Below are 21,473 nucleotides of genomic sequence, written 5' to 3' on the forward strand. Positions count from 1 at the left end.
CCTGGAATTGCTCTAGCGTTTCAGCCGCGCCTCGATTTCCCGGTCAAGGGCGAATTTCAAATCGTCCTTGACGCCGACGGACATGGCGAGGACTTCGCGGGCCTTGAGGAAATCCATGACGCCGGTGCGGCCGACCGTCGGGCGCAGGAAGATGTGCGGCGGGCGAAGCTTGAGCTTCAGCGAGATCGCCGTCTGCATCATCAGCTGGCCGGAACCGAAGATGCTCTCCATGCGGTTCGGAATATGGGTGCCGTCGCCTTCCGGCGCGCCGACGACATCGATGCCGACGACGATGTCGGCAAGATCCATCAGGCATTCATAGGGCACCGGATTGCTGATGCCGCCGTCGATCATTACGCGGTCGCGCAGGCGCACCGGCATGAAGACGGCGGGGATGGCGGACGAGGCGGCGAGTGCGGGAACGAGCTCGCCCTGCTCGATGATGACTTCGCACTGCCCGTAATAATCGGTGGTGATCACCTTCATCGGAACCAGCAGGTCCTCGAAGCGGGCCGGCAGTTCGGACGGCAGGAAGGCTTTCAGGATCCGCTCCAGATTGAACTGGCCAATGCGGATACCCTTGGCCACCGCATCGCGCACCGTCGCCGGTCTCAGGCCCCAAATGCGGGCGACGACCGCCGTCTTGTTGCCGACGGTCGTCAGCGCATGTTCGCGGATTTCGGCGCCGGACATGCCGGCAGCCATGCCGGCGCCCATGATCGCGCCCATCGACGAGCCCGATACCGCCACCGGGCGGATGCCGAGTTCATCCAGCGTCTCGATGATGTGGATATGAGAAAGCCCGCGCGCGCCGCCGCCGCCGAAAGCGACCGCAACCGTTGGCAGATCGCTGATCGCGGGCAATTTCGGGCTGATGATCTCTGCCTGCTGCACGCCCGCCCCCGCTTATTGCGGCTGATATCGGAAGAAATGCACCCTCGTATCGCCAAAGATGCGGCTTTCGAGGAAAACATAGGAAGGGTGGACGGAAACGACAATATCGGCGCGTTCTTCGAGCACGGCGATTGCGCCCGGCCGTAGCCAGCCGCCCTCGGCCGCCGCCGCCATCGCCTTCTCACCGAGACCCTTGCCATAGGGCGGGTCGGCAAAGAGCACGTCGAAGGGTTCGAGATTGCCGACGCTGCCGAGATCGGTCGCATCCCGGCGCAGGATGCGCGTGCGGCCGTGCAGGCCGAGCGCATCGATGTTCTCCCAGAGCAGCGCCCTGCCCTCGACACTGTTTTCGACGAAGAGCGCATGGCGACAGCCGCGTGAAACCGCTTCGAGGCCGACGGCGCCGGTGCCGGCAAAAAGGTCGAGAATCCGGGTGCCATCGACACATTCCGGATAGGCATGRCTCAATATATTGAACAGGCTCTCGCGCGTCCGGTCGGCAGTCGGCCGGATCTCGTTGGATTTTGGCACGGCGAGAGGCCGTCCGCGAAACTCACCGCCGACGATCCGCACCGCGCGTCATTCCCTTTCCTTTAGCACCACCTCTGGACGGCCCGCCTGCAGGCCTGTCGCCGCCCGGCCTGTCACCGCTCGGCTTGGCGCCTTTCGGCTTGCCGGAAAAACTCTTGGCCCCACCAGGCTTGGCCCCACCGGGCTTGGCCGCAAAGCCCTTGCCGCGCGGCCTGTCACCAGAAGGCCTGTCACCCGAGGGCTTGTCCCCGAACGGTCTTTCACCGCGCGGACGCTCGGAGCGCCCCTCTCCGGCAAAGCTTCTGGCTGCCCGCGGGCGCTCATCACCGTCCTCGCGCGGCCTGCGATCGCCACGCGGCTTGTCGCCGAAGGGCCGGTCTCCACGCGAGGGGCGATCACCGAACGGCCGGTCGCCGCGTGGACGCTCCGAACGGCCTTCGCCGGCGGAGGTTCTGGCGGCACGGGGACGCTCGTCGCCGTCCGTACGCGGCTTGCGATCACCGCGCGGCTTGTCGCCGAAGGGCCGATCCCCACGCGAGGGGCGATCACCGAACGGCCGATCGCCGCGCGGACGCTCCGAACGGCCTTCGCCGGCGGAGGTTCTGGCGGCACGAGGACGCTCGTCACCTTCCGCACGCGGCTTGCGATCACCGCGCGGTTTGTCGCCGAAGGGCCGATCCCCACGCGAGGGACGATCACTGAACGGCCGTTCGCCGCGCGCCGGGCGGTCGCCAAAACCGCGGTCTTCGCGGGCGGGGCGATCCCCGAAGGAACGCTTGCGGCCGAAGCCCTCGCCCTCATCCTTGCGACGGGGCTGCTCGCTCGAGCGGATCCATTCGCCATCCTCTTCGCGCACGCGGTTCACCTGTGTGCGCGGGCGATCCTCGATGCGATCATTCTTGGCAGGCGCCGGCTCGCCACGCCGGCGCGCGGTCTGCGCATTCTTGGCGGCTTTCGCAGCAGCCTTTTCGCCGAGCGGCCGGGCGCCCGGCGCCATCCAGACATTGGCGCTACGGCGCTGACCGAGCGGCTGCGGACGCTTTGGCCTTTCATCGTCCCGGCGCCCGCCATCGCGGCGGTCGTCCTCTTTGCGCGCGCCACCGTGGCGGTCGTCGCGCTTGGTGTCGAGGCGGCTCAGCGCCCGTTCGCGCTTGTCCTCGTCGCGGCGCGGACGCTCGCGTTTTTCCGGTGCTGCGGGCTCTGCCTCATCCTCGGCAGCGACGGCCGGCGCATTGTAGATCGGCGCGTCGAAATTCGCCTTGGCTTCCTCGATGAGGCGCGGGCCGAGCTGGTCGCGCAGTGTCCGGCCGCGCACTTCGATCACATGGCCTTCCGGCAGGTCGCCGAGCTGGAACGGGCCATAGGAAATGCGGATCAGGCGATTGACGTCGAGGCCGAGCGCGCCCAGCACGTTCTTGATTTCGCGGTTCTTGCCTTCGCGAAGGCCCATGGTGATCCAGACGTTCGAGCCTTGCGTGCGGTCGAGCGTCGCCTCGATCGAGCCATAGAGCACACCGTCGACGGCGATGCCGTCCTTCAGCTTGTCGAGCGCGTCCTGATCGATCTCGCCATGGGCGCGGACGCGGTAGCGCCGCAGCCAGCCGGTCGCCGGCAGCTCGAGCGCCCGGGCGAGACCACCGTCATTGGTCAGCAGCAGCAGGCCTTCGGTGTTAATATCGAGGCGGCCAATCGACATGACGCGCGGCAGCTCTTCCGGCAGGTTGTCGAACACGGTCGAGCGGCCTTCCGGATCGGCATTGGTGGTCACGAGGCCGGCCGGCTTGTGATAGAGCCACAACCTGGTGCGCTCGATGCCGCGGATCGGCACGCCGTCGACTTCGATCCGATCGGCGAGTGTGACGTTGACGACCGGGGTTTCGAGCACCCTGCCGTTCAGCGTCACACGGCCTTCCATGATCATGCGTTCGATGTCGCGGCGGGAGGCAACGCCGGCGCGCGCCATCACCTTGGAAATGCGTTCGGCCTTGGCCTCGCCATCGGTCTCGGCGGCGATCGCGCGTGCGGCCGCAGGCTTTGCCGGCTTCTCGCCGTCCGCCTTCGGGCCGGCTTTCGACCTGATATCCCGTGAAAGGGGCTTTGCGCCCGGGCGTTTTGGCTTGTCTTTGGGTGTCATTTGTTGTTTGCCTGCCTTTTGGGCCTGTCTATCAGGTCACGCATCTGCGGTTAAGTGGAAATTCTTGCGATCGTGAAGACAAATCGTTTCATGGAGATGGCGCTTGAAGAAGCGCGCGCGGCCGGAGAACGCGGTGAGGTGCCGATCGGCGCCGTCGTCGTTATCGACGATATTGCCGTTTCACGCTCGGGAAACCGTACGCGCGAGCTCAAAGACGTCACCGCGCATGCCGAAATCGCCGCGATCCGGCTCGCCTGCGAAGCGCTTGGACAAGAGCGCCTTGTCGGTGCCGATCTCTACGTGACGCTGGAGCCTTGCACCATGTGCGCAGCAGCCATCTCGTTTGCGCGTATCCGCAGGCTCTATTACGGCGCCGAGGACCCGAAGGGCGGCGCAGTCGACAATGGCGTGCGATTCTATGGGCAGTCGACCTGCCACCACGCCCCGGAAGTCTATTCCGGCTTCAACGAGGTTCAATCGGCCGATATGCTGCGAAAGTTCTTTTCGCAAAGGAGAGAGGCGCCGTAATCCCCAGCGCCGGTGCGCGCCGACGTCATCCTTGTCGGCGCCGAAAAAGCTATTGCAGGAAGTTCCACCACTGCTTGCCGGTGTTGGCGACAGCTGCTTCCTTCTTACGCTTCTTCTGCTTCTTGAGCTCGGGCTCGCCGACATCATCGAGCTTTGCCGGATCGTCGACGGTGCGGTAGCCGGGCGGCGGATCTGATATATAACGGCGCTGATCGACATAGGAGCCCTTCTGCAGGGCACGGGCTTCACGATAGGCCTTGGTCTGGGCTTCCGTCGTGCGCCGACCGCCTTCGATTGCCGAGCTGGCCAGAGGCGAGCGGTAATTCGGATTGTCCGAATTCTCGTCGGCTTCCGAAACGAGACGGGCGCGGGTCTCCTCCGGCGATTCAAGCCATTGCGGATTGTCCTTGTTGGCGACCGTCTGCTGCGGCGCAACGAGGGTCTCTTTCTGCGCCTGTGCCGGCAGCACCAGCGTCGGCCGCGGCGTGTACTTGACGCCTTTGTTCTTCGGGTCCGGTCCGGTCAACGACACGGACTGGCCGAGATCGTCGGTCAGCTGTTCCATGGCGGTCTTGTCCGTGCCGTAGGTCGGGCTGCTGGCGCAACTGGACACCAGGGAGCATCCCGCCACTACAACAGACAGGCAGGCGCCCATACGGAACCAATGCGTTGCTAACATGAAAACCCTTCCAGCCCTGCCGGTGCAATCCTCGCCCAACCGGACAACCGTCCCCCTGACGCAAAAATCCGGCCATTTTCAGGCAGCTTTTACCGGATGAACCGCGAAAGCGCAATTCATCCGGCAATATTCTTCACTTGAGCGCGGCAAGTTCGCGAAGGGCAGCAGCGTCGCGGGCCGAAACATCGGGATATTCGGGATCGGAGCCGACATCCCTGGTGATGCGCCAGGAGCGGGCGCATTTTTCACCCTCGGCAAGCTTCGGCACGACGCTGACCTCAGGCACCTCGGCAAGGCGGAAAGCATCCGACGGTCCTTCGCCGGCCTTGATCTCGATTGCCGAGGTGATGCAGACCTCGGTGAAGTCCTGGCCTTCCAGCGCCTTTAACAGCTCCGGATCGGCAATGTGGACAAGCGGAGCCGCTTCCAGCGAGGAGCCGATGCGCTTGTCCTTGCGCTCGATTTCCAGAGCGCCGGTCACAACCGAACGCACTGCGCGGATCTTCTTCCACTTCTCGGCCAAGGCATCGTTGCGCCATTCCTTTGCAACCGGAGCAAACTGCTCAAGATGCACGGACACGGCGGACGGGTTGCGCGACAGCCAGGCCTCCTCGGTGGTGAAGGGCAGCATCGGGGCGAGCCAGGTCACCATGCAATCGAAGATCTGGCGGATGACGTGCAGGCTGGCACGCCGGCGCAGGCTCGACGGCGCATCGCAATAGAGCGCATCCTTGCGGACGTCGAAATAGAAGGCCGAAAGCTCGACATTGGCGAAATCGATCAGTGCGCGGGCGATCTTCTTGAAGTCGAAGGCATCGTAGTTCTCGCGCACCAGCTCGTCGAGCTCGGCAAGCCGGTGCAGCATCAGCTGCTCCAGCTCTGGCAGATTGGAAAACGCGATCTCCTCGCCCTTGTCGTGGGCGAGCGTGCCGAGCATCCAGCGGATGGTGTTGCGCAGCTTGCGATAAGCGTCGACATTGGTCTGGATGATCGTCTTGCCGACACGCAGGTCGTCGGCATAATCCGAGGTCATGACCCAGAGGCGCAGGATATCGGCGCCGGCGTCCTTCATCACTTCCTGCGGCGCGGTGACGTTGCCCTTCGACTTGGACATCTTTTCGCCCTTCTCGTCCATGGTGAAGCCATGGGTGAGGACGGCGTCGTAAGGCGCACGGCCACGGGTGGCAGCCGATTCCAGCAGCGACGAATGGAACCAGCCTCGATGCTGGTCGGAACCTTCGAGATAAAGATCGGCCGGCCACTTCAGATCCGGACGGTCTTCGAGCGTGAAGGTGTGCGTCGAGCCCGAGTCGAACCAGACGTCGAGAATATCCATGACCTGCGTCCAGCGGGAATGGTCATGATCATTCCCGAGGAATCGCTCCTTGGCGCCTTCGGCAAACCAGGCGTCAGCGCCCTCATGTTCGAAGGCTTCGAGGATGCGGGCGTTGACGGCTTCATCGACCAGGACCTCGCCCTGCTCGTCGGCAAAGACGGCGATCGGCACGCCCCAGGCGCGCTGGCGCGAGAGCACCCAGTCCGGGCGACCTTCGATCATGGCGCGCAGGCGGTTCTGGCCGGCGACGGGCACGAAGCGCGTGTCGTCGATTGCACCGAGCGCGCGCGAACGCAGCGTCGTGCCGTCGGCAAGGGTCTTGTCCATATAGACGAACCATTGCGGCGTGTTGCGGAAGATGACCGGCTTCTTCGAGCGCCAGGAATGCGGATACTGGTGCTTCAGCCGGCCGCGGGCAAAGAGCGCGCCGCGGGCGATCAGCTCCTTGATGACGCGGTCGTTGGCATCGCCCTTCTTGCCGTTGTCGTCGATGACGCGGGCGCCTTCGAAGCCGGGGGCGTCTGATGTGTAGAAGCCGCCGTCGTCGACCGGGAACGGGATCTTGGTCTCGACGCCGCGGGCCTCAAGCGTGCGGACAGCCGACATCCAGGCATCAAAGTCTTCGCGACCGTGGCTTGGCGCCGTGTGCACGAAACCGGTGCCAGCATCGTCGGTGACGTGATCGCCATCGAGCAGCGGCACGAGGAATTCATAGCCACCGCCGAGACCCTTGAAGGGATGCGCACAGGTCATCGCTGCGAAGTCAGCCGAAGAGACATCGCTCAAGCGCTTGTACTGCAGCTTGGACTTGGCGAAGGATTCCTCGGCCAGCTTATCGGCAAAGATCAGCTTTTCGCCCGGGCGCGGGCCAAAATCGTTCTCGGCGGCCGTCACCTCATAGAGGCCGTAGGAAACACGCTCGGAAAAGGAGACCGCGCGGTTGCCGGGGATCGTCCAGGGCGTGGTCGTCCAGATGACGACGAATGCATCCTTGAGCGCAGCCGGACCTTCGACGACGGGGAATTTCACCCAGATCGTATCGCTCTCATAGTCCTGGTATTCGACTTCTGCCTCGGCCAGCGCGGTACGCTCGACGACCGACCACATGATCGGCTTGGAGCCGCGATAAAGCTGACCGCTTGCGGCGATCTTCAAGAGTTCGCCGGCGATGCGCGACTCCGCGTGGAAGTTCATCGTCGTATAGGGATTGTCGAAGTCACCCTCGATGCCGAGACGCTTGAACTCTTCCGCCTGGACCTTGATCCAGCCGGCGGCAAATTCACGGCATTCCCGGCGGAATTCGTTGACCGGGACCTCGTCCTTGTTCTTGCCCTTCTCGCGGTACTTCTCTTCGATCTTCCATTCGATCGGCAGGCCGTGGCAATCCCAGCCGGGCACGTAATTGGCGTCGTAGCCGCGCATCTGGAACGAGCGGTTGATGACGTCCTTGAGGATCTTGTTCAGCGCGTGGCCGATATGGATGTTGCCGTTGGCATAGGGCGGACCGTCGTGAAGGACGAATTTCTCGCGGCCGGCGGCGGAAGCGCGCAGTCTCTTGTAGAGACCCATCTCCTGCCAGCGCTTGACGAGTTCCGGCTCCTTCTGCGGCAGGCCGGCGCGCATGGGGAAATCAGTCTCGGGCAAATAGAGGGTCTTCGAATAGTCGATCTTTTCGGCTGTGTCGGTCATGTCTGGCAATCGTTTCTGGCGGCCCGGAAAGGGCGCAACGGGCGTGAAATAGCTGGTGGCGGAAGCGCTCGTTTCCAAGCGCTGAAAACCCGGACCTTCCGGCCGCTTAGCGCGCGCGGAAGGCCGGGCCGATAATTCGCATCATCATTGCCAGCCGAAATTTCGTCATCGCGCCGGTTCATAGGCGTTTTTGCCGGGAAAAGGAAGAGAAGAATTGGCGGCTAGCAATCGGCATCAACGGCTGGAATTGACGGTATGCCAGCGACAGCCGCACTCAAGGCGACCTTAGGAAAAGCACAGTTTCCCATCAAGCGCACTGAGCGGCGTAACACCCGCAAGCAGCGCCCTCGCCTCTTCCTCATCGCGTTTGATCTGGGCGACGAGCGGATCGAGGCCGTCGAATTTCAGCTCAGGTCTAATATAGCCGAAGAAGGAGACTGAGCAGAGCTGGCCGTAGAGATCGCCGCTGAAATCGAAAAGATAGGTTTCGAGCAGCGGTGCGCCGTTTTCCGTCACCGTCGGCCGGCGGCCGTAGCTTGCGACGGCATCGTGGAGCGTGCCGTCCTGACGGCGGAAGCGGACGGCATAGATGCCGGCAGCAAGATCGACCTCCGGCGGCAGGCGCATGTTGGCCGTCGGGAAACCGAGCTGACGGCCGAGCTTTTCGCCGTCGATCACCTCGGCTTCCACCGTGTAGCGGTAGCCCAGCATGCCGGCGACTTCGCTGACGCTGCCCTCCTTCAGGAGGGCGCGGATATGGCTTGAAGAGACGACATCGGCGTTTTCGTCGCGGAAGGCATCGATCAACGTGACGCCGAAGCCGTAGCTATGGCCGGCATTCATCAGGAAGGCGGGACCGCCCTCGCGGCCGCGGCCGAAATGGAAATCGAAGCCGGTGACGACTTCGGAGGCGCCGAGCCAATCCTTCAGGATCGAATGGATGAAATCATCGGCCGAGCGCTGCGAGAATTCGTAGTCGAAGGGATACTCGATGACGGCGCTGAAACCCAGCGTTTCAAGGATGCGGGCCTTCAGCGGCGCGGGCGTCAGGCGGAAGACCGGCGCCTGTGGCCGAAAGACCGTGCGCGGATGCGGCTCGAAGGTCAGCACCAAAGCGGGGATACCGCGCGCCTTGGAAATTTCGAGCGCGCGGCTCAGCACCGATTGATGGCCGCGGTGCACGCCGTCGAAATTACCGATGGCAATGACGCCGCCCTTCAGATGGGCGGGCAAGGGTTCCCGGGTTTCATTGCGGTGGAAGACGGTCATCGGCTGGCTTCTCTTCATGCAAGGCGTGGCATCCACCACTTCGGCGCGGCTTTTTCCCGTTCGAGATAGGCGTTGAGGATCGCCTCGTCGGTTTCGCCGTTGAGGGTGTATTCCCTAGCGTGGATACCGCCGCTGATGTAAAGAAGGTCGAGGCCATAATTCAAGGCACCGCGCACATCGGTCGGCATGCCGTCGCCGATCGCCAGCACTCGGTCGACGGGGAAATCACCGCGAAGCTCGCGGGCAGCGGCCAGCGTCGCCTCGTAGATCGGCCGGTGCGGCTTGCCGGCGATGCGGGTGCTGCCACCGAGCTGTTCGTAATAGGCGGCCATGGCGCCGGCGCAGGGGATGATGCGATGGCCGCGCTCGACGATGAGGTCGGGATTGGCGCAGATCATCGGCACGTCGCGGGCTTTGAAGTCGAGAAGCATGTCGGTGTAATCCTCCGGCTTCTCGGTCTCGTCGTCGAAAAAGCCGGTGCAGACCAGCGATTGCGCTTCGCCCGCCGGCCGGCGCTCGACGCCAATGCCTTCGAGAAGCGCCTTGTCGCGCTCCGGGCCGAGCAGAAAGACCGTCTTCGGCCCTTCGGAGATGAGCCGGCGCGTGACGTCGCCCGAGGTGACGATCTTGTCATAGGCGCTGTCGGGAACGCCGATCTGGCGCAACTGCTCGACCACCTGCCAGGAAAGACGCGGCGAATTGGTGATGAGGACGACGGCGACGCCACTCTCGCGTGCCGCTTCAAGGGCGGCTGCCGCCTTCGGGAACGGATCGACGCCGTTGTGAACGACGCCCCAGACATCACAGAGCACCACATCATAGTGACTTGTTATCTCCGAGAAGTTTTCTATCCGCTTCGCCATTCCGATTTCCCGATTTGCTTCAGTCACCGGTGACATTGCAAAGGCGCAAGGCGATGGCAAGGCATTTTCTTTGCTGCCGGCCAATGGGAAGATTTCGACCGGCGATCGGCGGGAGTGGATGGGCAAAGCTTGACGATCCCATCCCAAGGCGGACGAGTTCGGCTGCGCCGGGTTTCGGCCGCAATCTCCGACTATTCTCCGGCCTCTTCACAATTCCGGCGCAAAAATTCGTGATTGCTCTCATTGACTCCTTTCGGAGCCATCCCTAAATGCTCGTCGCTAGCACTCACCGCAAGGGAGTGCTAACACCTATCCATGCGGGCCACTCCGGTCCGCGAATGTCATTCGATCGAGGGATTAGACAATGGCAAGCACCAACTTCCGCCCCCTTCACGACCGCGTCGTTGTTCGCCGCGTTGAGTCCGAAGCCAAGACCAAGGGTGGCATCATCATTCCCGATACCGCCAAGGAAAAGCCGCAGGAAGGCGAAATCGTCGCCGTCGGCTCCGGCGCGCGCGATGAGTCCGGCAAGGTTGTCGCACTCGACGTCAAGGCTGGCGACCGCATCCTGTTCGGCAAGTGGTCCGGCACCGAAGTCAAGATCGACGGCGAAGACCTTCTGATCATGAAGGAAGCCGACATTATGGGCATCATCGGCTGATCGGCCGACCTGCTTTCCCGAAATGGCTGACGGGCCTTTTGCCCGAACAACTCGAATTCAGGAGTTAAGAATATGGCATCTAAAGAAATCAAGTTTGGCCGCACCGCGCGCGAAAAGATGCTGCGCGGCGTCGACATTCTCGCCGATGCAGTGAAGGTCACGCTCGGCCCGAAGGGTCGTAACGTCATCATCGACAAGTCCTTCGGCGCTCCGCGCATCACCAAGGACGGCGTTTCGGTCGCCAAGGAAATCGAACTCGAAGACAAGTTCGAAAACATGGGCGCCCAGATGGTCCGCGAAGTTGCTTCGAAGACCAACGACATCGCCGGCGACGGCACCACGACTGCAACCGTTCTTGCCCAGGCAATCGTTCGCGAAGGCAACAAGGCCGTTGCCGCCGGCATGAACCCGATGGACCTGAAGCGCGGCATCGATCTTGCTGTTGCTGACGTCGTGAAGGATCTCCAGGCCAAGGCCAAGAAGATCTCCACCTCGGAAGAAGTTGCACAGGTCGGCACGATTTCGGCCAATGGCGACAAGCAGGTCGGTCTCGACATTGCTGAAGCCATGCAGAAGGTCGGCAACGAAGGCGTCATCACGGTTGAAGAAGCCAAGACCGCCGAAACCGAACTCGAAGTCGTCGAAGGCATGCAGTTCGACCGCGGCTACCTCAGCCCCTACTTCGTGACCAACCCGGAAAAGATGATCGCAGACCTCGAAGATGTCTTCATTCTCCTTCACGAGAAGAAGCTCTCGAACCTGCAGTCGATGCTCCCGGTTCTCGAAGCTGTCGTCCAGACCGGCAAGCCGCTCCTCATCGTCGCTGAAGACGTCGAAGGCGAAGCCCTCGCAACGCTCGTCGTCAACAAGCTGCGCGGTGGCCTCAAGATCGCTGCCGTCAAGGCGCCTGGCTTCGGCGACCGCCGCAAGGCCATGCTCGAAGACATCGCCATCCTGACGGGCGGCACTGTCATCTCTGAAGATCTCGGCATCAAGCTCGAATCCGTCACGCTCGACATGCTCGGCCGTGCCAAGAAGGTTTCGATCTCCAAGGAAAACACCACGATCGTCGACGGTTCGGGCGCCAAGACCGACATCGAAGGCCGTGTTGCCCAGATCAAGGCTCAGATCGAAGAAACCACCTCCGACTACGACCGCGAGAAGCTGCAGGAACGCCTTGCCAAGCTCGCTGGCGGCGTTGCCGTCATCCGCGTCGGCGGCTCGACGGAAGTTGAAGTGAAGGAAAAGAAGGACCGCATCGACGACGCGCTCAACGCGACCCGCGCTGCTGTTCAGGAAGGCATCGTCCCCGGCGGCGGTATCGCTCTGCTCCGCTCCTCCACGAAGATCACCGTCAAGGGTGCAAACGACGACCAGGAAGCCGGCATCAACATCGTTCGCCGCGCCCTGCAGTCGCTCGTTCGTCAGATCGCTGAAAACGCAGGCGACGAAGCCTCGATCGTTGTCGGCAAGGTCCTCGACAAGAACGAAGACAACTTCGGCTACAACGCCCAGACATCCGAATATGGCGACATGATCGCCATGGGTATCGTCGACCCGCTCAAGGTCGTTCGCACGGCGCTGCAGAACGCTGCTTCTGTCGCATCGCTGCTGATCACCACCGAAGCCATGATCGCCGAACTGCCGAAGAAGGATGCCCCTGCTGGCATGCCGGGCGGCATGGGCGGCATGGGCGGTATGGACATGATGTGATAGGCCAACGGCCTTTCACAGCATCGTTCATGAAATCGCCCATCGTCTAAGATGGTTCAGCGCGTCAAGCGCGCTGAACTGGCGGTATGGACATGATGTGATCGGCGAAAGCCATCACTGACCACCATTCCGGTATCCGGAACAGGAAGGGCGGCCCTCGGGTCGCCCTTTCTTTTGTCCAAAGCGATTCGACGCCCGGCCCAATTGGCATAGCGATGAAACGTTTGCCTGGCTCCTATTGCCGACTCCGCGGCGCGAAGCTTGCGCCAGGCTTGCGCTGCCCGCGTCTTTCTCAGCTTGCCAACATGCGAGAGAACACAGTGTTGCGGCAAGATTTCCGGCCTGACGCGGAGTGAAAACGCTTCCAAAACCCTCAAGGATGATCTTCCGATGCTGTTTCTCGCGAAATCGCGCGCAAATGCAGACATCCCGTGAAAGGATGCGAATCCGAATACCCCTTAAAAAGCCGTTGCCGTTTGTCCAAAAGCCCCTATAAATCCGCGCTGCAATTAAAGCGCGCCCGGCGATAATTTTTCGCCAATAGACGAGACCGGAGCGCGGAAGGCGATGCGTGAACGTTCGGTTTCGAAGGGCTCCGGTTACGGGGGCCCGATGGCCGTGGCAATAATCGCCGGAGGTAAGCGCGGGCATCATGCCCGCTGCTGCGTGATCCTGTTTCTTTGTGTTTGCCGAGCGTGCGGCGGAAGAGCCGCATCCGAACTGGGGAACGCCTTGTTTAAGATCGCCAGAGCCAATGCAGCCGCACCCTTGACGCCCGGCTCGCTTGATGACGCCAATCAAAATCATGAGATGTTGGCGCAGTTTTCCGTTTCCGAAGCCTGGACCGGAGATTTTTCGAGCGGGATGCTCCGTCTCGGCGAATGGAGCGCGATGCTGCACGGTCTTGCCGCACAGGAATGCGGACTCTTAAGCCTGATTCGCTGCTACGACGCCAAGGAGCGCAGCCACATATTGGAGCTGTTTGAGCAGGCGGCGACGCTCTGCTCCTCCTTCTGTTTTTCGACGACGATCATCCTGCCGAACGGCTTCCGCCAGCCGCTGTTCTGCATGGGCGAGTCGAACGGGCTTGAGCAGAAATACAGCGGCAGCATGGTCGGCGTCTTCATCTTTCCACGCTTCAAGCTGGAAGGGGCAAGCCAGATCACGACAGCGCCGCACGTCCTTTCAGACGCGCAAAGGACGGTGTAGCCCCTTAAATCTGTTCCGATCTAAGGAGTTGTGCGGGAGTTGGCGATAGGCCGGAAGAGCAAAATCAACGGCCGCTCCCGACGTCTTCGAGGGCGGCCTTTCTACTTTCCAGCGATCTGTTGGTTACTCCGGCTTGACCGGGATGTTGAGGCCCCTGGCGCTTGCCGGACGGGCGATGCAGCGCTCCAGCCAATCCGAGACGGCGGGGAATTTCGCATATTCGAGCACCTCGCAACCGCCATAGAAGATATCGGCGCCGCGAACCCAGGTGAAGGTGGTGATGTCGGCGATCGTATACTGATCGCCCATGATCCACTGACGACCCTTCAGCCGGCCCTCCAGCACGCCGAGCAACCGTTTGGATTCATCGCGATAGCGCTCCACCGGGTAGGAGTTGTTGGCGACCTTGTCGGCAGCGAATTTGTGGAAATGTCCGAACTGGCCGAACATCGGGCCGATACCCGCCATCTGGAAAAACACCCACTGGATGGTTTCGTAGCGACCGGCAGCATCAGCAGGGATGAGCTTGCCGGTTTTTTCCGCGAGATAAAGCAGGATGGCGCCGGATTCGAAAAGACCGATCGGCTTCCCGTCGGGACCGTTTGGATCGATGATCGCCGGAATGCGGCCGTTCGGATTGAGAGATTCGAATTCCGGCGACTTCTGCTCGTTGGCGGCGAAGGAAATATAATGCGGCTCATAGGCGAGAGCGAGCTCTTCGAGGGCGACGGAGACCTTCACCCCATTCGGCGTCTGCAGGGAATAGAGCTGGATGATATCGGAATTTCTAGCCGGCCAGCGCGTCGTGATCGGAAATGCGGAAAGATCTGCCATCGGAGCCTCCATGTTATCAGCCGACCATAGGAGACGAGGCTTCACAAAGGCAAGCGATGGCCGATCATCGTTCCATATTATTGAACGAACTGTCCGCTTCCGTTTATCTTTCCATAAAGCAAGAAAAAGGCGACATAGGTGACATCCGAGGTCCATCCGGTGCCGGGGCACCCAGATCTCCAGAGTCCTTCAAACGGAGACAACATCCATGTCCAACGTCATCATCCTGATTGCCCGCATTCTTCTGTCTTTCATGTTCATTCTTTCCGGCTTCATGAAGCTCACCGATCCTGCCGGTACTGCGGGCATGATCGCCGGTGCCGGCCTACCGGCAGCAACCCTGCTGGCCTATGTCGCAGGCCTTTTCGAACTGCTGGCCGGCCTTGCGGTTCTCACAGGCTTCCAGGTCCGCATTGCCGGCTGGCTGCTCGCCGCCTTCTGTGTCTTCACGGGCATTGCCTTCCACCTGCCCTACGCGAGTGGTACGGAACTCGTGAACATTCTCAACCAGATCATGGTCATGAAGAATATCACGCTGGCCGGCGCGTACATACTACTCGCCACCGTCGGTGCCGGCGCCTACTCGCTCGACGCCCGCCGCGGCGCCTATGCAGCCGCCTGATACCAGCAGACATCCTCCCATAAATGCGAAAACCCGCCGTCATCCGACGGCGGGTTTTTGCATGCTTTTCGAATGGCACTAGCTAGAGGGCGTCGCGCACTGCCTCGATGATTGCCTGCACAGCCGGTTCGCCGGCATGGCTTTCCTTGCGGGCGCGTACTAGGCAGGCCTGCGAATGCAGGATGACGCCGTCCTGGAGCACCTTCAGATGGTTGGCGCGCAGCGTCGAGCCGGTGGAGGTGATATCGACGATGATATCGGCCGAGCCGGACGCGGGGGCACCCTCGGTGGCGCCCAGGCTTTCGACGATGCGATAAAGCTGGATGCCGTGCTGGCTCGAAAAGAACTGCTGGGTCAGCCGCCAGTATTTGGTGGCGATGGCAAGGCGCCTGGAGTGGCGGGCGCGGAAATCGGCGGCGACATCGACGAGATCGGCCATGGTGTCGACATCGAGCCAGATCTCCGGCACGGCAACGACGACATCGGCATGGCCGAAGCCGAGCCGGGCGCAGAATTCGACGCGCTTATCGACCTCGGCAAAACCTTCCCGCATCAGATCCTCGCCGGTGACACCGAAATCGACGGTGCCGTTGCCGATTTCACGGGAGATTTCGGAAGCCGAGAGGAAGGCGATCTCCACATCATCCCAGCCTTCGACGCGGCCGCGGTAGGAGCGATCGTTGCCAACCGCCGAGATCGTCATGCCGGCACGTTCGAAGATCGCCGAAGCGTCCTCCTTCATCCGGCCCTTGGAGGGAAGCGCGATGGTGATGGTCATGCGGCTGCCCTTTCGGTTTCGATACGGTCGAGCCAGAAGGAGAAGCCGACGGCCGGAATGCGGTCCGTTGCGCCGAGGAAAGTCAGGAGCCGATCGAAGCGGCCGCCGCCGGCGAGCACCGCGGTCGAGCCTTCCACCGTCACCTCGAAGACGAGGCCGGTGTAATAATCGAGCGGCCGTCCGAAGGCGGCGCGATAGTCGAGACAGGAAAGATCGACGCCGGCATTGGAAAGTGCTGCGACCCGGCCATTGAAGCGGGCGAGCGCATTGCCGAGTTTCAGCCCGGCAGCATCGGCGAAACCGGCAAGGGCCGCGGACGCATTGACGAGCGGCACGTCAAGCGACAGGAACTCTTCCAGCACGTGGAAGGCCGCGTCGTCGAGGCGCGTTTCGGACAGGATAAGCTTTTCCTTGAGCCGTCGGGCAATCTCCAGGGCCGAACGGCCGGCATTCGTCGAATAGCCAGTCTTCTGCATCTCCCGCTCGAGATGGGCGACCAGCGCCTGCTCGTCGCCCGATGCGACAAGCCTGGCAATATCGTCGTCCAGCCCGGTGACGAATTGCGGGCTGACGAGGCTGGCAAGCAGCGCTTCCAGCTGGGTCATATTGCCGAAGGCGTGGATCAGCCGCTTCTGCCAGCCGAGCGGCAGGCCGAGCGCCTGGACGACCGCCTCGAACACCGCCTGGTCGCCCAGCGTCACCGCCAGGCGACGGCCCGGCAGCAGGCGGGCGAGAATGCCGGTGGCATCGCCGATGGCGCGGGCGTCGGCGTTTGACAGGTCGATATCGCCAAGATCCTCGATGCCGGCCTGATAGAATTCGTTGGCGCCGTCGCGGCGCTGGCGGAAAACCTCGCCGAGATAGGCATAACGCTTCGGCGTGCCGGTCGCCGTCTCGATGTGGCGCAGACAGACGGGGATGGTGAATTCGGGACGCAGGCAGAGGCTGGCGCCGGTTTCGCTCTCGGTCATGAAGATGCGGCGGCGCAGATCCTCGCCGGCGATATCAAGGAAAGGTTCGGCCGGCTGAATGACAGGCGTATCGATGCGCTCGGCATTGCGCGCGACAAATTCGGCAAGCAGGTCGTTGGAGAATTCGGGGAGGTTGATCAGAGGCATGCGGGCCTCCGAACGATAGGCAAAGAGCGTGTCGGAAATGCCTCAGACATTGCCGCCCGCCCTCTTTCGATCCTCGGCCTGCGCAGCAAGGATCTCCTTCACCTTGGCGACGAGGTCGGCTTCCGGCGCCGTCTCCTGCGCCACGCGCGCTTCGCGCCAGCTGGCATTGTCTTCGATCTCGCCGGAGAGCCGCTTGCCTTCGATCAGATCCTTGATCTGCACGACGCCTTCGGCGCGCTCGTCGCCGCCCTGGATGATGGCGACAGGGCAGCCGCGGCGATCGGCATATTTCAGCTGGTTGCCGAACTTCTTCCAGTTGCCCTGGAACATCTCGGCGCGAATGCCGGCGGCGCGCAGTTCCTGCGTCATCTTCTGATAGCGGCCCATCGCCTCGACATCGCCGTCCATGACGGTCACCAGCACCGGCTCGATGACCTCACTCGCGCCGAGCTTGCCGAGGTTCTTCAGCGCCGTCATCAGCCTGGAGACGCCGATCGAAAAGCCGGTCGCCGGAACCGGCTGACCCATGAAGCGGGAGACGAGGCCATCATAACGACCGCCGCCGCCGACCGAACCGAAGACGACCTTTTCGCCCTTTTCGTTGGTGACGTCGAAGCTCAGTTCGGCCTCATAGACCGGGCCGGTATAATATTCGAGGCCGCGGACAACGGAGGGGTCGATCTTGATGCGGTCAGGGCCATAGCCGGCGCTGGTGACGAGTGCCGCGATGAAATTCAGCTCCTCGACGCCTTCCCCACCCTTGGCGGTTCCCGCGACCAGCTCGGCGAGACGGGCAGCGCTTTCGGCATAGTCCTTGATGCCGACAAAGAACAGCACCTTGTCGATCTGCTCCTGGTTAAGCCCGGCGCCCTTGGTGAAGTCGCCGGATTCATCCTTGCGGCCGGGGCCGAGCAGCAGCGCCACGCCCTCCGGGCCGAACTTGTCGAGCTTGTCGATGGCGCGCAGCACGTTCAGCCGCTGGCCGGCCTTGTCGTCGCCGCCGAGACCGATCGCCTCGAGCACGCCGTCCAGAACCTTGCGGTTATTGACGCGGATGACATAGTCGCCGCGCTTGATGCCGAGGGCTTCCAGCGTATCGGCCATCATCATGCACATTTCGGCATCGGCCTGGACGCCGGGCGCGCCGACGGTATCGGCATCGAACTGCATGAACTGACGGAAGCGGCCGGGGCCGGGCTTCTCGTTGCGGAAGACGTAACCGGCGCGATAGGTGCGGTAGGGCAGCTGGATCTCGTTGAAATTCTCGGCGACATGACGGGCGAGCGGCGCCGTCAGGTCGTAACGCAGCGACATCCATTGTTCGTCATCGTCCTGCAGCGAGAACACGCCCTCGTTCGGCCGGTCGCTGTCAGGCAGGAACTTGCCGAGCGCATCGGTATATTCGAACAGCGGCGTTTCGAGCGGATCGAAACCATAATGCTCATAGACTTCCCTGATCTTTGCCGTCATCTCGTTGACGGCGCGGATATCACCGGCCGTCCGGTCGACGAAGCCGCGCGGCAGGCGGGCCTTGAGCTTTTGTGGTTTCTTCTGCTTGTCGTTCATTTCCGGGAATTCCACTGACTGTGACAGTGGCGGTTTCCTAGCGGATTGGGCGGGGAGCGGCAAGGGCGAAGGGTCTTGATGTGGCTGCGAGAATCGATTGAACGAAGAGGCATCCATCAGAAATGCGGATATGCTCATGATCACTGAGGCGCTTCTCTATGCCACGACCTTGCCGCTGACCGGCAAGCCGCATCGAAAGTTCATCCGCTATTCCGTCAATCTCTGGTCGCGCGCCGGGCGCTGCGCCGGGGATTGGGCCGAACATGAGGAGATGAGCCGGAAGGCGATCCTGGCGGCGACCGCCGATCTCAGGCAGAAGCGGACCGCCGTCGTGCTCGGTTCCGGCCTGTTGCGCGATGTACCGATCGGGGTGCTGGCGCGAGATTTCGACACCGTCGTGCTGGTCGATCTCGTTCATCTCGCCTCGGTGCGCCTGTGGCTGTCGGCCAAGGGCTATCGCAATGTCCGGCTGATCGAGCGCGATCTCTCCGGCTACGATGAACTTGCCGCCGGCCGCGAGCCCGAACCGCTCGGTTTCCTGCGCGCTGTGCCCTATCTCGATCTCGTGGTTTCTGCCAACCTCTTGTCACAGATCGGTCGCGGTGTGAAACGGCGCCATGAAGCTGACGCCGGGCGAATGCCTGAAGACACGGTGGAAAGACTGATCGCGGCACATCTGGCCGGGCTTTCCGGGCTTTCCTGCCGCAGTTGCCTGGTGACCGATATCGCCTATGCCGTTATCGATCGCAACGAGAGGACGCATGAGGAGGTCGACCTGCTGCATGGCGTTTTGCCGCCACCGGCAAAAGCTAGCTGGACATGGCCGGTGGCGCCGCTCGGCGAAGAGAGCAAGGATTACCGGATCGAGCACAAGGTCATTGCCACCTAGCGCATCGTGCTTTGCGCGTCTGAAAAGACGCGCGGCGCTGTAGTGATCAGGATGTGATCGCCGGTCGGCTTGGCTTGCATCCGGCCTTCGCCTATAAAACAGCATGCGCATGCTCGCCCTCATCACGATGTTTCTCGGCTGGCTGGTCTACAGCGCCATGTCCGCATGGGCGGGCTGTCCGACATGTGCGTCGATGAACGCACCGGTCGCCGTCGAAACCGGCAGTATGCACCATGAGATATCAGGCATGAATATGCCTGGGGCGGCTGATAAGGCCGATCCGTTGAAAGACCCTTGCGCCACCGGTAATTCCGCGCATATGCCGCTTTGCGCCGCCTGTCTGCTGCTGCCACCGGCGGTGATGGTCATGGCCAGCGGAAAGTCCATCTTCGGCTATCCCGTCCCGGCGCTTGCCCGCGCCCTCGATGACAACAAACCGACACCGCAGTCGCCGCCTCCCCGACTGTCCTGACACCACAGCAATCCATGCCAATCGGGTGGCCCAGCTGCCCGGCAAACCTATTGTCAGACAGAGGAAGGAACTCTCATGTCTTTGAAAATCATCGCCCTCACTGCAATGCTCGCCATCATTGCCGCTCCTGTCCTTGCCGAAGACAAACCGATGGATATGAGCAAGCCGATGGGCAACCACGATGCGGCAAGCCACGCCTTCAGCGAGGCCAACGCCAAGATGCACAAGGATATGATGATCGAGTATAGCGGCGATGCTGATGCGGATTTCGTCCGCGGCATGATCCCGCACCACCAGGGCGCGATCGATATGGCCAGGATCGAGCTGCAATATGGAAAAGATCCCGATATCCGCAAGCTCGCCGAAGCCGTCATCAAGGCGCAGGAAGCCGAGATCGCCGAGATGAACGCCTGGCTCAAAGCCCACGGCAAATAATCGATCGTTATGAAGAAGGGGAACGCCGGAAATGTCCGGCGTTCCCCAGGACTTATGTTGGCGAGGTCAGTCCTTCGGCTCGAAATCGGCCGGGCGGCGGCCGGCGCCCTGTCGCGCCAGCATCCAGCCCGGATATTCCGGAGCAAGCGCGCTCACCTCGTCGAGCTTCTTCATATCGTCACCATCGAGCTTCAGCTTGACGGCGGCAAGGTTCTGGTCGAGCTGATCGACCCGCTTGGCGCCGATGATGACTGTGGTGACGAAGGGCTTGGCGAGGATATAGGCGAGCGCCACAGTGGCGACGCTGACGCCGTGCTTTTCGGCGACTTCGCGCATGACGGCGACGCAGGCCCAGGCCTTGTCCTTGTCGACGGGCGGGAAATCGAAACTGGCGCGGCGGCCTTCGCCGTTGCCGGGCGCGCCGGGACCGTATTTGCCGGAGAGCAGACCGCCAGCGAGCGGCGACCAGACCATCAGGCCGAGCTTTTCCTCCTGCATCATCGGCACGATGTCGCGTTCGAGATCGCGGCCGGCGATGGAGTAATAGGCCTGCACGGTTTCAAAACGGGCAAAGCCGCGGCGTTCGGACAGGCCGAGCGCTTTGGAAATGCGCCAGGCCTGCCAGTTGGAGACGCCGATATAGCGCACGAGACCGCGGGAAACGAGATCGTCAAGAGCGCGCAGCGTCTCCTCGATCGGCGTCACCGTATCGGTCGCGTGGATCTGATAGAGGTCGATATGATCCGTCTGCAGGCGCTTGAGGCTCGCCTCGACGGAATCCATGATGTGGCCGCGCGAGGCACCGCGGTCGTTCGGCTTGTCGCCCATGACGCCGTAGACCTTGGTGGCGATGACGACGTCCTTGCGGGGGATGTCGAGGTTCTTCAGCGCCTGGCCGAGCAGCCTTTCGGACTCGCCGGATGAATAGACGTCGGCCGTGTCGATGAAATTGACGCCTGATGCAAGCGAGCGCTCGACGATCCGGTCGGCGGCATTCTGGTCGACGTCGGCGATGGCGCCCCACATACTGCCTTGTTTGGCTTCGCCGAAGGTCATCGTGCCCAGGCAGATTTCCGAGACGAAAAGTCCCGTATTTCCGAGTTGATTGTAACGCATGGTCGAAAAATTCCTTTGTGTCTGCCGCAAGAGGGGCTTGCGAACTGCTGAACTTCATTTTTTGATTATTGGCCTGCATATGACAGGCACAGCCGTGGCTGGCTGCAAGGTGAGGCGATTTTCATGTAGTGCGGCGG

20 protein-coding genes are annotated in these 21,473 nt (G+C 62.2%); 8 read left to right on the forward strand and 12 right to left on the reverse strand.

What is annotated here, in order from left to right:
* Nucleotides 1-12: 12 nt before the first annotated feature.
* Genes AC1D1Z_RS06155 through AC1D1Z_RS06165 form a run of 3 tightly spaced genes read right to left on the reverse strand, consistent with a single transcriptional unit; the run spans nt 13 to nt 3,559 of the window.
* Complete coding sequence (locus tag AC1D1Z_RS06155; protein WP_477849843.1) at nt 13-894, reverse strand: patatin-like phospholipase family protein; 882 nt, start codon at nt 892-894, stop codon at nt 13-15.
* Nucleotides 895-906: 12 nt separating this feature from the next.
* Nucleotides 907-1,467, reverse strand: coding sequence for a 16S rRNA (guanine(966)-N(2))-methyltransferase RsmD (rsmD, locus tag AC1D1Z_RS06160; protein WP_017959156.1), 561 nt, complete (start codon nt 1,465-1,467; stop codon nt 907-909).
* The gene (locus AC1D1Z_RS06165) at nt 1,448-3,559 is read right to left on the reverse strand and encodes a pseudouridine synthase (RefSeq protein WP_477849846.1); all 2,112 of its coding nucleotides are present in this window, start codon (nt 3,557-3,559) and stop codon (nt 1,448-1,450) included. Before AC1D1Z_RS06165 ends, rsmD begins: the two co-directional genes overlap by 20 nt.
* A 90-nt stretch (nt 3,560-3,649) precedes the next feature.
* On the opposite strand from AC1D1Z_RS06165, the gene AC1D1Z_RS06170 reads away from it, so the two are divergent.
* Nucleotides 3,650-4,087, forward strand: a complete 438-nt coding sequence (locus AC1D1Z_RS06170; protein ID WP_047621938.1) for a nucleoside deaminase — start codon at nt 3,650-3,652, stop codon at nt 4,085-4,087.
* Nucleotides 4,088-4,136: 49 nt separating this feature from the next.
* On the opposite strand, the gene AC1D1Z_RS06175 is transcribed toward AC1D1Z_RS06170, so the two are convergent.
* The 4 genes from AC1D1Z_RS06175 to AC1D1Z_RS06190 form a co-directional block, all read right to left on the reverse strand.
* Nucleotides 4,137-4,766, reverse strand: a complete 630-nt coding sequence (locus AC1D1Z_RS06175; RefSeq protein WP_026231134.1) for a hypothetical protein — start codon at nt 4,764-4,766, stop codon at nt 4,137-4,139.
* A gap of 133 nt (nt 4,767-4,899) precedes the next feature.
* Entirely contained in the window at nt 4,900-7,791 is a 2,892-nt protein-coding gene (ileS, locus tag AC1D1Z_RS06180; protein ID WP_047622117.1) for an isoleucine--tRNA ligase, read from the reverse strand.
* A gap of 285 nt (nt 7,792-8,076) precedes the next feature.
* Entirely contained in the window at nt 8,077-9,060 is a 984-nt protein-coding gene (locus AC1D1Z_RS06185) for a bifunctional riboflavin kinase/FAD synthetase (protein ID WP_026188634.1), read from the reverse strand.
* Between the two features lie 14 nt (nt 9,061-9,074).
* On the reverse strand, nt 9,075-9,923 hold the full coding sequence (locus AC1D1Z_RS06190; RefSeq protein WP_047621936.1) for a TIGR01459 family HAD-type hydrolase: 849 nt from the start codon (nt 9,921-9,923) through the stop codon (nt 9,075-9,077).
* Between the two features lie 364 nt (nt 9,924-10,287).
* On the opposite strand from AC1D1Z_RS06190, the gene groES reads away from it, so the two are divergent.
* From groES to AC1D1Z_RS06205, 3 genes are all read left to right on the forward strand, one after another.
* On the forward strand, nt 10,288-10,584 hold the full coding sequence (gene groES, locus AC1D1Z_RS06195; protein ID WP_003545797.1) for a co-chaperone GroES: 297 nt from the start codon (nt 10,288-10,290) through the stop codon (nt 10,582-10,584).
* 72 nt (nt 10,585-10,656) lie between these two features.
* Nucleotides 10,657-12,297: a chaperonin GroEL gene (gene groL / locus AC1D1Z_RS06200; protein ID WP_018244970.1), complete on the forward strand. Its 1,641-nt coding sequence runs from the start codon at nt 10,657-10,659 to the stop codon at nt 12,295-12,297.
* 732 nt (nt 12,298-13,029) lie between these two features.
* Entirely contained in the window at nt 13,030-13,506 is a 477-nt protein-coding gene (locus AC1D1Z_RS06205; RefSeq protein ID WP_047621934.1) for a hypothetical protein, read from the forward strand.
* A 123-nt stretch (nt 13,507-13,629) separates the two neighbouring features.
* Here AC1D1Z_RS06205 and AC1D1Z_RS06210 read toward each other — a convergent pair whose 3' ends face one another.
* Complete coding sequence (locus AC1D1Z_RS06210; RefSeq protein WP_047621933.1) at nt 13,630-14,340, reverse strand: glutathione binding-like protein; 711 nt, start codon at nt 14,338-14,340, stop codon at nt 13,630-13,632.
* Between the two features lie 208 nt (nt 14,341-14,548).
* Between AC1D1Z_RS06210 and AC1D1Z_RS06215 the strand changes: the two genes are divergently transcribed.
* On the forward strand, nt 14,549-14,962 hold the full coding sequence (locus AC1D1Z_RS06215) for a DoxX family protein (protein ID WP_018449385.1): 414 nt from the start codon (nt 14,549-14,551) through the stop codon (nt 14,960-14,962).
* A gap of 82 nt (nt 14,963-15,044) precedes the next feature.
* Here the strand turns inward: AC1D1Z_RS06215 and hisG are convergent, their stop codons facing one another.
* The 3 genes from hisG to hisS are packed head-to-tail and all read right to left on the reverse strand — an operon-like array spanning nt 15,045 to nt 18,424.
* The gene (gene hisG, locus AC1D1Z_RS06220) at nt 15,045-15,740 is read right to left on the reverse strand and encodes an ATP phosphoribosyltransferase (RefSeq protein WP_018244966.1); all 696 of its coding nucleotides are present in this window, start codon (nt 15,738-15,740) and stop codon (nt 15,045-15,047) included.
* Complete coding sequence (locus AC1D1Z_RS06225) at nt 15,737-16,858, reverse strand: ATP phosphoribosyltransferase regulatory subunit (protein WP_018244965.1); 1,122 nt, start codon at nt 16,856-16,858, stop codon at nt 15,737-15,739. The genes hisG and AC1D1Z_RS06225 overlap by 4 nt, the downstream gene beginning before the upstream one ends.
* A 42-nt stretch (nt 16,859-16,900) precedes the next feature.
* A complete protein-coding gene (hisS, locus tag AC1D1Z_RS06230; protein ID WP_047621931.1) occupies nt 16,901-18,424 on the reverse strand; it encodes a histidine--tRNA ligase in 1,524 nt (507 codons plus the stop codon).
* Between the two features lie 130 nt (nt 18,425-18,554).
* Between hisS and AC1D1Z_RS06235 the strand changes: the two genes are divergently transcribed.
* The 3 genes from AC1D1Z_RS06235 to copM all read left to right on the forward strand — a co-directional run bounded on the left by AC1D1Z_RS06235 (nt 18,555) and on the right by copM (nt 20,220).
* The gene (locus AC1D1Z_RS06235) at nt 18,555-19,313 is read left to right on the forward strand and encodes a hypothetical protein (RefSeq protein WP_028734931.1); all 759 of its coding nucleotides are present in this window, start codon (nt 18,555-18,557) and stop codon (nt 19,311-19,313) included.
* 103 nt (nt 19,314-19,416) lie between these two features.
* Nucleotides 19,417-19,785: a hypothetical protein gene (locus tag AC1D1Z_RS06240; protein WP_018449389.1), complete on the forward strand. Its 369-nt coding sequence runs from the start codon at nt 19,417-19,419 to the stop codon at nt 19,783-19,785.
* A 75-nt stretch (nt 19,786-19,860) separates the two neighbouring features.
* Nucleotides 19,861-20,220 (forward strand): CopM family metallochaperone, encoded by a 360-nt coding sequence (copM, locus tag AC1D1Z_RS06245; RefSeq protein WP_018244961.1) that lies wholly within the window; start codon nt 19,861-19,863, stop codon nt 20,218-20,220.
* A gap of 66 nt (nt 20,221-20,286) precedes the next feature.
* Here copM and AC1D1Z_RS06250 read toward each other — a convergent pair whose 3' ends face one another.
* The gene (locus tag AC1D1Z_RS06250; RefSeq protein WP_065277835.1) at nt 20,287-21,336 is read right to left on the reverse strand and encodes an aldo/keto reductase; all 1,050 of its coding nucleotides are present in this window, start codon (nt 21,334-21,336) and stop codon (nt 20,287-20,289) included.
* Nucleotides 21,337-21,473 lie beyond the last annotated feature (137 nt).

The organism is Rhizobium sp. P1_E1 (assembly GCF_056406015.1).